The organism is Amorphus suaedae (assembly GCF_053629675.1).
In genome coordinates this window covers 820,183-832,412 of sequence record NZ_JBRJIT010000002.1, presented here as the reverse complement: position 1 = coordinate 832,412, position 12,230 = coordinate 820,183, and the positions used below count along the sequence as shown (strand labels likewise).

The window sequence follows — 12,230 nt, the reverse complement described above, 5'->3', positions numbered from 1 at the left end:
CCTGCTCTAGCCTTTCCCGCATCGATCGATGCGATGGCCGAAATCGGCGTCGCTCGGAGCCGGCCGGGAGGCAGTGCATCGTGCGGAAGACCGTCTTCCTCGACTACACCCAGGAAGAACTCGACCGCGCCTATGACCAACGGGTCTGGGCTCGGAACGTGGAAGACCTTCTCGCCGTCTGGCGCGACGCCGTCGCCCCCGCGCGTGCCGGCGTTCCCCATTATGCCGAACGCGCCTATGGCGACTCCCCCTCGGAGCGCCTCGATGTCTACGCCGGCACCGGGACCGGCTGCCCCGTCCACATCCACGTCCACGGCGGCGCCTGGCGCAGCCAGTCGAAGGACGACGGCGCGCTGCTCGCCCGCTCCATGGTCGCCTCCGGCATGCAGTTCGTGGTGCCCGACTTCGACCTCCTGCCCGCCGTCCGTATGCCCCGGATGGTTGACCAGCTGGCGCGGGCCGTCGCCTTCGTCCATGCGCACGCCGAAGGCTTCGGCGGCGATCCAGACAAGATCATCCTGTCGGGCCACTCCTCCGGGGCGCACCTGGCGGCGGTGCTCGCGACGCTCGACTGGTCGGCCTACGGCCTGCCGGCGGACGTGGTGAAGGCGCTGGTCTGCATCAGCGGCGCCTACGATCTGGAGGCCGTCCTTGTCAGCGCGCGGCGGACCTACATTGAGCTCGACTCCGAGGAAGCGGACCGGCTCAGCGCGCCGCGCCACGCCGCGCGCATCCCCTGCCCGACCTGGGTACTCTGGGGAGAACACGAGTCGCCCGATTTCATCCGCCAGGGCGAGTCCTTCGCCGCCGCGCTCGAGGCCGCCGGCCGGTTGGCAGGCGCGCGCCTGGTGCCCGGGCTGAACCATTTCGAGATGTGCGCGGCCATCGCCGACGCGCACAGCCCCGTCCACGCCGCGATCCTCGACGCGCTTGCGCGCACGACCGCGCGCGAAAGCGCACAGCGGCCCGCGCGGGCACACGGCACCTGACGCGGCCCCGAGCGGCGAAACAGACGAGACCAACCAATAAGAACCACACCAACCAGACCAGAGGAACGGAGCACACAATGCGCAGAACGCTCATCACCGGACTTGCCACGGCGGCGCTGTCGCTGACACTCGGCGTCTCCGCCCAGGCCCAGCAGGTGGCCATCGGCACGCTTCCCCAAGGCGCCCTCGGCTATGCGATCGCCGCGGCCACCGCCAACGTCATCACCCAGAACTCGGCCGTGGCCGCGACCGCGGTCCCGACCGGCGGCTCGAACGTGGTGCTGCCCCAGGTGAACAACGGCGAGATGGAGTTCGCCACCTCCAACACGGTGGAAACGGTCTACGCCGTCACCGGCACCGGCAACTTCGAGGGACGGCCGCTCGAGAACCTCCGCGTCGCGGCGGTGCTGATGCCGTTCAGCGTCGGCACGCTGGTGCGCGAGGACTCGCCCTACCAGTCGGCCTCCGACATGAAGGGCAAGCCCTTCCCGACCGACTACAGCGCCCAGAAGTTCGTCGAGATGTGCCTGAAAGCGTCGCTCGCCGCGGAAGGCATGACGGTGGCCGACTTCGAGGCCGTGTCCGTGCCGAACTTCGCCAAGGCCGTCGACCTCCTGACCGCCGACCGCGTGGCCGGTGCCTACGCCGCGCCGGGCTCCGGCGTCATCCGCCAGGCCGACGCCGACGTCGGCGTGCGCTTCCTCGGCATCAAGCCGATCCCGGACGGCGAAAAGGCCATGCAGAAGGTCGCCCCCGGCTCATACTTCACCGTCGTGAAGCCCTCGCCCGCCAACGCCGGCGTGAAGGAGCCGGTGACGCTGCTCGGCTACGAGTACACCCTGCTGGTCGGCAAGGACGTGCCCGACGAGACCGTCTACGAGGCCGTGAAGGCGCTCTACGAGCATCCCGACGCGCTGGGGGAGGCCCACGGCATCTTCAAGCGCTGGGATCCCAAGCGGATCTACGTGCCCCTCGACGCGCCCTACCATCCCGGCGCGGAGAAGTTCTTCAAGGAAGCCGGCCTGATGAACTAGGCCACCGGCGGCCCGGACACGACGGAAGGGAAGGCGGCCGAGGAGCGCCGCCTTCCCGCCTCGCCTTCGGGCGCACGGCCCACTGACCCACCAGCCCGACCAGCCCCCGGCGAGCGCGACACGACCATGGCCAGCCCCCTCTACGCCCGCGCGATCACGGTTCTCCGGACGACCCTGTCGCTGGCGCTGCCGGCGTTGTCGTTCGCCTTCATCCTGGGGCTGCAGCGCGAACTCGGCCTTTCGCTCTACGACGAGCAGTTCCTGGCGGCGATCCTGGCGATCGCGCTGGCGCTGGCCTTCCTGACCCACCCCCTGAAGGCATCGCCTAAGGACGCGGGCACATCCGCGCCCCTGCCGCGCTGGTACGACCTGGTCATCGCCGCGCTGGGCTTCGCCGTGCCCCTCTACATCGCGGTCCGATACGCCTGGCTCGTCGACGAAGCGGCCTACGACCCGAGCGTCGCGCTCGTTCCCGGCGCGCTGTTCGTGATCCTGCTGCTGGAAGGGCTGCGGCGCACGGCGGGCGGGGTGCTCACCGGCATCACCGTCGCGTTCGTCGCCTACGGGCTCTGGGGCAACTTCATTCCGGCGCCCCTCCAGGGCCGCGCCATCTCGCCGGAACGGCTGGTCTCGCAGGTCTCCCTCGACCCGAACGGCATCCTGGGCACTCCGCTGATGATCGCGGCGACCGTGGTGGTCGCCTTCGTGTTCTTCGGCATGATGCTGACCCATGCCGGCGGCTCGACCTATTTCACCAAGCTTTCCATGGCGCTGATGGGCCGTTTCCGCGGCGGCTCGTCGAAGATCGCCATCGTCGCCTCGGGGCTGATGGGCTCGATCTCGGGAAGCGCCGTCTCCAACGTCGTCTCGACGGGCGTGGTCACGATCCCGCTGATGCGGCGCGGCGGCTATTCCTCCCAGACGGCGGGCGCGGTCGAGGCCGTCGCCTCCACCGGCGGCCAGCTGATGCCGCCGATCATGGGCGCCGCGGCCTTCCTGATGGCGGAGTTCCTGCAGGTGCCCTACGCCGACGTGGCGCTCGCCGCGCTGCTGCCGGCCGTCCTCTATTACGCGGCGCTGTTCATCCAGGCCGACCTGTTCGCCGCCCGCCTCGGCATCACCGCGCTGCCGGCATCCGAGATCCCGGCCGCCGGTCCGGCCTTCCGCTCCGGCTGGTTCTTCCCGATCCCGTTCGCGGTCCTGCTCGGCGGGCTGTTCTGGCTGCACGTGCGGGTCGAGGAGGCCGCCCTCTGGTCGACCGCCGTGCTGATCCTGCTCGCCTTCGCGGTGGGCTATGCCGGCGCGCGGATGCACCCGAGCGCCATCCTGAAGGGCTTGGCGGAAACCGGCGTGGTCTCGCTCGGCGTGGTGCTGATCTCGGCCGCGGCCGGCATCATCATCGGCGTGCTGAACCAGTCGGGGCTCAGCTTCAACCTGACGCTGCTCCTGACCCAGGTGGGCCAGAACAGCATCGTCCTCCTGCTGCTGATCGCCGCCGTAGTCTCCATCGTGCTGGGCATGGGCATGCCCACCGTCGGCGTCTACGTGCTGCTCGCCACGCTGGTCGCGCCGGCGCTGGTGAAGCTCGGGATCCAGCCGATCGCCGCGCACCTGTTCGTGCTCTACTTCGGCATGATGTCGATGGTCACCCCGCCGGTGGCGATCGCGGCCTTCGCGGCCGCCGGGCTCGCTGGCTCCAACCCCATGCGCACCGCGCTGGAGGCGACCAAGCTCGCCTGGCCGGCGTTCCTGGTGCCGTTCCTGTTCGTCGCCGCCCCCAGCCTGCTCCTGATCGGCTCGCCGCTGCAGGTGGCGCTCGCCGCGACGACGGCGCTGGCCGGCGTCTGGCTGGTGTCGGCCGGCGTCATCGGCCATTTCGGGGGCCCGCTGCCGCTCGCCCTGCGGCTCGCCTTCGTCGTCGCCGGCATCTGCCTGCTGATCCCGGGCGGCGCCTTCGAGGGGGCCGTGATGGTCGATGTCTTCGGCGCCGTGCTCGGAACGATCCTGGTCGGCTGGCGGCACCTTCAGGCGAGGGCGGCGATCGCCGGGTAAAGCGCCCGGTAGCGGGCGTAGGCCTCGTCGTAGGCGGCGGCCAGCGGCAGGCGCGGTTCGGCGGTGTGGGCGATCCGGGGCGGCGTGCAGACGGCCGCCGGATCGGCGCCGGTCGCGGCGATGAGGCCGAGGCGGGCGGCACCGAAGGCCGCGCCGAAATCGCCCTCGGCCGGAATGTCGACCGGAATGCCGAGCACGGTGGCGATGAGGTTCGTCCAGGCGGGCGCGCGCGTGCCGCCGCCGACGGCGGTCACCCGCTCGGGCCGCGCGCCGGCCGCCCGCATAGCCTCCAGGCAATCGCGCAGCGCGAACACCACGCCTTCCAGCACGGCGCGGGTCATCGCCGGCCGGTCGTGCTCGTGGGCAAGCCCGACGAAGGCGCCGCGGATGGCGGCGTCGTTGTGGGGCGTACGCTCGCCCGACAGATACGGCAGGAAGGTGAGGCTGCCCGGCCCGGCGGGCTTGTCGTCGATCTCGCCGAGCAGCGCCGCCGAGGTGGTGCCGGAGATGCCGGCGAACCAGTCGAGCGAGGCGGTGGCCGAGAGGATCACGCCCATCTGGTGCCACTTGCCGGGCAGCGCGTGGCAGAAGCTGTGCACGGCCGTCTCCGGGCTCGGCAGGTAGGATTCGGTGGCCGCGAACAGCACGCCGGACGTGCCCAGCGACACGAAGGCCGATCCGGCCTCGACCGTCCCGACGCCCACGGCGGAGGCGGCGTTGTCGCCGGCGCCGCCGGCCACCACCACCGAGCGCGTCATCCCCCAGCGCGCCGCCAGCTCGGCCCTGAGGGTGCCCGACGGCTCGGTGCCCTCCACCAGCCGCGGCATCTGGTCCAGGCGCATCCCGCTCGCCTCAAGCAGGTCGGGCGACCAGGCCCGCGCCCCGGTGTCGAGCCAGCTTGTGCCCGCCGCGTCCGACATCTCGCCGACATGGTCGCCGGTGAGCCAGAGCCGCAGGAAATCCTTGGGCAGGAGCACCTTCGCCGTCGCCGCGAAGACCTCGGGCTCGTGGGCGCGCACCCAGACGAGCTTCGGCGCGGTGAAACCCGGAAAGACGATGTTGCCGGAGAGGGCGCGAAAGCGCGGATCGGCATCGAGGCGCGCCGCCTCGGCGTGGCTGCGGGTGTCGTTCCAAAGGATGCACGGCCGGAGCGGCCGGCCCGCCGCATCGAGCAGCGTCGCGCCGTGCATCTGGCCCGACAGGCCGATGCCGCGCACCGCCGCCAGCCGGTCGCCATGGGAGGCGAGCAGCGCCTCGATGGCGGTTTCCGTGGCGGCGATCCAGTCGGCCGGATCCTGCTCGCTCCAGCCCGGATGCGGCCGCGACACGGCAAGCGGCGCCTGCGCCGAGGCGACGACGGCCTGGCGGTCGTCGATCAGGAGCGCCTTCACCCCCGACGTGCCGAGATCGATCCCGAGAAACATGATTGACCCTGAGATCTAGAGGCGTCCGTCGATATAGCGCGTGAGGACCGCTTCCGTCCCGTCCGCCCAGAGCGCGCCGAGCGCATGGGCGAAGGCCTTGCGGAACGGCTCCGCCCGGCCGACCTCGCCGTAGACGTCCTCCATGGCGAGCCACGCGTCGGGATCGGTCTTCGCGAGGCGGGCGAGCGCCACCAGCCGGTCCCAGTTCGGGTCGTTGGGCTCGATCACGGCGCCGCTTTCGGTCTCGCCAAAGCAGTAGCGGCACCAGAGCGCCGATTCCAGCGCGAGCCCGGTCACGGTCCCACCCGCCTTCAGGCGGTCGGCGATGGTGGGGACGATGAACTTCGGCTGCCGGTTGGAGCCGTCGAGGCAGAGCCGGCGCACGGTGTCGCCGATCTTCGGATTGGCGAAGCGCCGCTTGATCTCGCCGAAATACCAGTCGAGATCGGTGTCCGGCACCGGCGGCACGACGGGCATGATCTCGTCGCGCTCGATCGTCTCCAGAAAGGCCGCGACCAGCGGATGCTCCATCGCCTCGTGCACGAAATGGATGTCGAGGAGACCCGCCGGGTAGGCGATCACCGCGTGGCCGCCATTGAGGATGCGGATCTTCATGATCTCGAACGGGGTCACGTCCGGCACGAACTGGACCCCGACGTCCTCGAGCGCGGGCCGGCCGGCCGGAAACCGGTCCTCCAGCACCCATTGGGAGAAGTCCTCGCAGAAGACGGGCCAGGCATCGTCGATGCCGAAGTCGCGCGCCAGCATCTCGCGCTCGCGCTCGCCGGTGGCCGGGGTGATGCGGTCGACCATCCCGTTGGGGAAGGCGACGGTCGCCGCGATCCAGTCGGCGAAGGCGGGATCCGACAGCCGCGCCACGCCCGCCACCGCGTTGCGGGCGACGATGCCGTTGTGGGGGATGTTGTCGCAGGACATGACGGTGAAGGGCGCAAGGCCAGCCGCCTTGCGGCGCTTCAGGCCGGCGGCGATCAGCCCGAACACCGTCTTCGGCGCGTCCGGGGCGGCCCCGTCGGCAACGATGGCGGGATGGACCGGATCGAAGCGGCCGGCGGCATCGACGAAGTAGCCGCCTTCGGTGACGGTCAGCGACACGATGCGGATCGCCGGATCGGCGAGCTTCGCGACGATCGCCTCGGCGTCGCCGACGGGCAGCATGTCGATCATCGGGCCGGTCACGCGGGCGCTGCTCGTCTCCGCGGACTGCTCCACCACCGTGGTGAGCCAGTCCTGCCCCTCCAGCGCCCCGCGCATCGCCGCGTCGCCCGGCATCACGCCGGCGCCGCAGATGGCCCAGTCATGGTCGCGGCCGGTGGCGAACAGCGCGTCGAGATAGACCGCCTGGTGCGCCCGATGGAAGTTACCGACGCCGAAATGCACGATTCCGGCGGAAAGCGCCGCCCGGTCATAGGCCGGAACGGCGACCGCCCCGGCGAGCGAGGGAAGTGCTGCGGCGGAAAGCCGTGTGGTCATCTTCGGTCCTTGTGGTCGCCGGGCACGCGCGTGCCTCAGCTCATCCAGTTGCCGCCATCGACGTTGTAGGTCTGGGCGACGATATAGTCCGCCTCGGCGGAGGCGAGGAAGACCGCCATGCCGGTCAGGTCTTCGGCGCGGCCCATGCGTCCGTACGGCACCGCCTCGCCGACGAGCCGCTTCTTCTCGCCGAGGGGCCGGTTCTCGTATCTGGCGAAGTGCGCATCGACGCCGTCCCAGTGCTCGCCGTCGACGACGCCAGGGGCAATCGCGTTGACGTTGATGCCGTGCCGGATGAGGTCGAGGCCGGCCGACTGGGTCAGGCTGATCACCGCCGCCTTGGTGGCGCAGTAGACCCCGACGAGGGCCTCGCCGCGCCGGCCGGCCTGGCTCGCCATGTTGATGATGCGCCCGCCCTCGCCCTGCTCGATCATCTGCCGCGCCACCGCCTGCAGGGTGAAGAGCGTGCCGGCAACGTTGATGGCGAACAGGCGGTCGAAGCTCTCACGGGTGATCTCGACGATCGGCGCGAGATCGAACAGCGCCGCGTTGTTGATGAGGATGTCGATGCGGCCGGCATGGGCGACGACGGCCGCGACCGCCGCATCGATGGAGCCCTGGTCGGTCACGTCGAGGGAAACGGCGTAGGCGGCCTCGCCGATCTCGCGCGCCGTCGCACGCGCCCGGTCCAGGTCGATGTCGGCGATGGCGACGGTCGCTCCCTCGCGCACGTAGGCCTCGGCGAACGCCCGGCCGATGCCGCGCGCCGCCCCGGTGATCATCGCGGACTTTCCGTCCAGCCGTCTCATGCGAGCGTCAGCCCCTTCGCGTCGAACCGGTGCAGCTTGTCCTCCTGGGGGGTCAGCCAGACCGTGTCGCCATGCCGGACGGGAAACTCGCCGTCGGCCCGGGCCGTCAGGGTGCCGACGCTCTCCGTCTGCACATGGAGGAAGGTGTCGGAGCCGAGATGTTCGGATACGCTCACCCTGCCCTTCCAGGCGCCGTCGGTGGTGGACAGCGCCATGTGCTCGGGACGGATGCCGAGCGTGTGGGCATCGTGCCTGGCCGCTTCCGGCCCCTCGATGAAGTTCATCTTCGGCGAACCGATGAAGCCCGCGACGAAGACGTTGCGCGGCGAGGAGTAGAGCTCCAGCGGCGTGCCCACCTGCTCGATCCGGCCGGCGTGCAGGACGACGATCCGGTCGGCCATGGTCATCGCCTCGATCTGGTCGTGGGTGACGTAGATCATCGTCGTCTCAAGGCTGTTGTGCAGCTCGGAGATCTCCAGGCGCATGTTGACCCGCAGCGCCGCGTCGAGGTTCGACAGCGGCTCGTCGAACAGGAACGCGGCGGGTTCGCGCACGATGGCGCGGCCGATGGCGACGCGCTGGCGCTGGCCGCCCGAAAGCTGCCCCGGCCGGCGGTGGAGGTAGTCGGTGAGGTTGAGGATCCGCGCGGCGTCCTCGACCTTGCGGTCGATCTCCGCTTTCTCGATGCCGGCCATCTTCAGCGGAAACGCGATGTTCTTGCGCACGCTCATGTGCGGATAGAGCGCGTAGGACTGGAACACCATCGCCAGTCCGCGCTTGGCCGGCGGCACCTCGGTCGCGTTGCGGCCGTCGATCTCGATGGTGCCGGAGGTGACGTCCTCGAGCCCGGCGATCAGACGCAGCAGGGTGGACTTGCCGCAGCCGGACGGCCCGACGAAGACGATGAACTCCCCGTCCTCGATCTCCAGATCCAGCGGCCGGATGACCTCGGTCTCGCCGAAGCTCTTGGTGATCTGCCTGAGCGAGATGTGCCCCATTGTTCGAGGTCCCTTATTTGACGGCGCCGAAGGTCAGGCCGCGCACGAGCTGCTTCTGGCTGAACCAGCCGAGGATCAGGATCGGCGCGATGGCCATGGTCGAGGCGGCGGAGAGCTTGGCGTAGAAGAGCCCCTCCGGACTGGAGTAGCTGGCGATGAAGGCGGTCAGCGGCGCGGCCTTGGCCGCCGTCAGGTTCAGCGTCCAGAACGCCTCGTTCCAGGCGAGGATGATGTTGAGCAGCAGCGTCGAGGCGATGCCCGGCACCGCCATCGGCGTCAGCACGTGAATGATCTCGGCCTTGAGGCCGGCGCCGTCCATGCGCGCCGCCTCCAGGATCTCGCCGGGGATCTCGCGGAAATAGGTGAACAGCATCCAGATGATGATCGGCAGGTTGATCAGCATCAGCACGATCACCAGGCCGAAGACGGTGTCGAGAAGCCCGAGGTCGCGGAAGATCAGGTAGATCGGGATCAGCACGCCCACCGGCGGCAGCATCTTGGTGGACAGCATCCACATCAGCACGTCCTTGGTCCGCCGGCCCGGCACGAAGGCCATCGACCAGGCGGCCGGGATCGCGATGGCCAGCCCGAGCACCGTCGAGCCGAGCGAGATCACCACCGAATTCCAGAAGTGGCGGAAATAGTCGGAGCGCTGCTGAACCTCGGCGTAGTTCTCCAGTGTCCAGTTGAAGAACAGGAACGACGGCGGCGACGCGATCGCCTCCGCCTCGGTCTTGAAGCTGGTCAGCACCGTCCAGAGAACGGGGAAGAAGATCAGGAAGCCGATCGCCCACGCGACGATCGTCACCCCCAGCTTGCGGCGCGACGAGACGGTCCTGGCCATGGTCGTTCTCCCCTGCCTCTAGATGTCGAGGTTCTTGCCGATCATCCGCATCAGGAAGATCGCGACGATGTTGGCGAGGATGACGGCCACGACGCCGCCGGCCGACCCGCCGCCCACGTCGAACTGAAGGAGCGACTGGGCGTAGACGAGATAGGTGATGTTGGTGGTCGCGTAGCCCGGGCCGCCGTTGGTGGTCACCAGGATTTCCGCGAAGATCGACAGCAGGAAGATCGTCTGGATCAGCACCACCACGGTGATCGCCCGGGCGAGGTGCGGCAGCATGATGTGGAAGAAGCGGCTGACCGGGCTCGCGCCGTCCATCTCCGCCGCCTCCAGCTGTTCGCTGTCGAGGGACTGCAGCGCCGTCAGCAGAATCAGGGTCGCGAACGGCAGCCACTGCCAGGCGACGATCAGGATGATCGAGGCGAGCGGCGCCTCCGCGAGGAAATCGAACGGCTGCAGGCCGAGCGCCTTGGCGATGTTCGCGAACAGCCCGTTGACGGGGTTCATGAACATGTTCTTCCAGACCAGCGCCGAAACGGTCGGCATGACGAAGAACGGCGCAATCACCAGGATCCGGACGATCCCCTGCCCCCACATCGGCTGGTCGAGCAGGATCGCCAGCAGGATGCCGCCGACGATGGTGATCGCCAGCACGCCACCGACGAGCAGCAGCGTGTTCGTCAGGGCGCCGAAGAAGGCCGGATCAGTGAGGAAGTAGCGGTAGTTGAGGAAGCCGATCCACGCGTTCGTGCCCGGCATCAGCAGGTTGTAGCGCTGGAACGAGAAGTAGATCGTCATGGACAGCGGGATCGCCATCCATCCGAGAAGCAGGAGCACGGCCGGCGAAATCATCAACCGCGCGGCGGAACGCGAATGAGCCGTTGCCATGGCCGACACTCCAGCTTGGGCAGGCGAGCGGCCTGCGCGCGGAATGGGGAAAAGGGGTCCGGGCGCCCCCGCGGAGAGAGCGCCCGGTGGGAGGAAGACCTACCCTATTTCGGGTAGCCGGCCTTCATCATCTCGCGACTGGTCACGTTCTGGGCGTTCTGGAGCGCCTGGTCGGCGTTCATCTGGCCCGCCAGCGCGGCGGAGAACATCTGGCCCACGGCGGTTCCGATGCCCTGGAACTCGGGGATCGCGACGAACTGGGCGCCCGTGTACGGAATCTCCTGCACCGACGGCTTCTGGGTGTCGACGGCGTTGATGGATTCCAGCGTCATCTTCGCGAACGGCGCGGCTTCCTGGTACTTGGGGTTCTCGTAGAGCGAGGTGCGCGTGCCGGGAGGCGCCGCGGCCCAGCCTTCCTTCGCGGCGACCAGGTCGGTGTAGTGCTTGGAGGTGGCCCAGGCCACGAACTCCTTCGCCGCTTCCGGGGAGTCCGTCGAGGTCGGGATGGCGAGGTTCCACGACCACAGCCAGTTGCCGTGGTTGTCGACGCCGTCCTTGTTCGGGAACTGCGCGAAGCCGACCTTGTCGGCGACGGTGGAGTCGTCCTTGTCGGTGACGAAGGAGGCGGCGACCGTGGCGTCGATCCACATGCCGCACTTGCCCTGCTGGAACAGCGCCAAGTTCTCGTTGAAGCCGTTGGAGGACGCGCCCGGAGGCCCGTAATTGTTCATCATGTCCAGATAGTCGGTGAGCGCCGCCTTCCATTCCGGGCTGTCGAACTGCGGCTTCCAGTCCATGTCGAACCAGCGCGCGCCGTAGGAGTTCGACATGGCCGTGATGAAGGCCATGTTCTCGCCCCAGCCGGCCTTGCCGCGCAGGCAGATGCCGTAGATCTCGTTGTCCTTGTCGGTCATCGCCTTGGCGGCCGCCATGATGTCGGTCCAGGTCGGCTGGTCCGAAATGGTCACGCCGGCCTTCTCGGCGAGATCGGTGCGGTACATCACCATCGCCGACTCGCCGTAGAACGGCGCGGCGTAGAGCGTGCCGTCGACCGACAGGCCGCCCGCGATCGCCGGCAGGATGTCCGGGGCGTCATAGCCTTCCGGCATGTCCTTCAGCGCCGTCAGCCAGTCCTGCTTGGCCCAGATCGGCACCTCGTAGTTGCCGATGGTGATGACGTCGAACTGGCCGCCCTTGGTGGCGATGTCCTGGGTCACCCGCTGGCGCAGGGTGTTCTCCTCGAGCGTCACCCACTCCAGGTCGATGTCGGGATGATCCTTGGTGAAGTCGTCGGTCAGCTTCTGCATCCGGATCATGTCGCCGTTGTTCACGGTGGCGATCGTGATCGTCTCGGCGTTCGCTGCCGCGGTCAGGGCCAACACGGATGCGGCGCCGACCAGCCATGCTGGATAGCTCATGCTTTCCTCCCAATGCCGCGCGGCTGTCATGGGCGCCACGCTGTTGTTCTCGGCCGGACAACCCAAGGATGCCGGCGCTTCGTCCTGAGCGCAACACGGCCCCGCCAGCGCGGTCGGCCGTTCAACTCCGGTTCGAAACCGATGCGTCCGAAAACTACATCATCCGCCCCGAGGGCTGTCAATAATTAAATCACTTTGATTTTTCAATTAGGCGCAGCTCTCCCCTCTCCGCCCGGCCACGCGCCGGCCGAAGCGCCGCCGAACGGGAATAACTTTGCCG

At 68.9% G+C, this 12,230-nt stretch carries 10 protein-coding genes; 3 read left to right on the top strand and 7 right to left on the bottom strand.

Annotated features, from left to right (window positions below; translation table 11 throughout):
• The first annotated feature begins 80 nt into the window (after nucleotides 1-80).
• The 3 genes from AB7M35_RS17590 (at nucleotide 81) to AB7M35_RS17580 (ending at nucleotide 4,075) form a co-directional block, all read left to right on the top strand.
• Nucleotides 81-989, top strand: coding sequence for an alpha/beta hydrolase (locus tag AB7M35_RS17590; RefSeq protein ID WP_453961689.1), 909 nt, complete (start codon nucleotides 81-83; stop codon nucleotides 987-989).
• Between the two features lie 77 nt (nucleotides 990-1,066).
• Nucleotides 1,067-2,023 carry a TAXI family TRAP transporter solute-binding subunit gene (locus tag AB7M35_RS17585; protein ID WP_453961688.1) on the top strand — a complete coding sequence of 319 codons (957 nt, stop codon included), beginning with the start codon at nucleotides 1,067-1,069 and terminating at the stop codon, nucleotides 2,021-2,023.
• Between the two features lie 126 nt (nucleotides 2,024-2,149).
• Nucleotides 2,150-4,075, top strand: coding sequence for a TRAP transporter permease (locus AB7M35_RS17580; protein WP_453961687.1), 1,926 nt, complete (start codon nucleotides 2,150-2,152; stop codon nucleotides 4,073-4,075).
• Here AB7M35_RS17580 and xylB read toward each other — a convergent pair.
• From xylB to AB7M35_RS17545, 7 genes are all read right to left on the bottom strand, one after another.
• The gene (xylB, locus tag AB7M35_RS17575) at nucleotides 4,048-5,499 is read right to left on the bottom strand and encodes a xylulokinase (protein ID WP_453961686.1); all 1,452 of its coding nucleotides are present in this window, start codon (nucleotides 5,497-5,499) and stop codon (nucleotides 4,048-4,050) included. The two genes, AB7M35_RS17580 and xylB, sit on opposite strands and share 28 nt — an antisense overlap.
• A gap of 15 nt (nucleotides 5,500-5,514) precedes the next feature.
• A complete protein-coding gene (locus AB7M35_RS17570) occupies nucleotides 5,515-6,990 on the bottom strand; it encodes a mannitol dehydrogenase family protein (protein ID WP_453961685.1) in 1,476 nt (491 codons plus the stop codon).
• A gap of 35 nt (nucleotides 6,991-7,025) precedes the next feature.
• Nucleotides 7,026-7,799 (bottom strand): L-iditol 2-dehydrogenase, encoded by a 774-nt coding sequence (locus AB7M35_RS17565; protein ID WP_453961684.1) that lies wholly within the window; start codon nucleotides 7,797-7,799, stop codon nucleotides 7,026-7,028.
• On the bottom strand, nucleotides 7,796-8,797 hold the full coding sequence (locus tag AB7M35_RS17560; RefSeq protein ID WP_453961683.1) for an ABC transporter ATP-binding protein: 1,002 nt from the start codon (nucleotides 8,795-8,797) through the stop codon (nucleotides 7,796-7,798). Before AB7M35_RS17560 ends, AB7M35_RS17565 begins: the two co-directional genes overlap by 4 nt.
• Nucleotides 8,798-8,810: 13 nt before the next feature.
• Complete coding sequence (locus tag AB7M35_RS17555) at nucleotides 8,811-9,641, bottom strand: carbohydrate ABC transporter permease (RefSeq protein WP_453961681.1); 831 nt, start codon at nucleotides 9,639-9,641, stop codon at nucleotides 8,811-8,813.
• An 18-nt stretch (nucleotides 9,642-9,659) separates the two neighbouring features.
• Nucleotides 9,660-10,532, bottom strand: coding sequence for a carbohydrate ABC transporter permease (locus AB7M35_RS17550; protein ID WP_453961679.1), 873 nt, complete (start codon nucleotides 10,530-10,532; stop codon nucleotides 9,660-9,662).
• 104 nt (nucleotides 10,533-10,636) lie between these two features.
• The gene (locus AB7M35_RS17545; RefSeq protein WP_453961677.1) at nucleotides 10,637-11,950 is read right to left on the bottom strand and encodes an ABC transporter substrate-binding protein; all 1,314 of its coding nucleotides are present in this window, start codon (nucleotides 11,948-11,950) and stop codon (nucleotides 10,637-10,639) included.
• Nucleotides 11,951-12,230 lie beyond the last annotated feature (280 nt).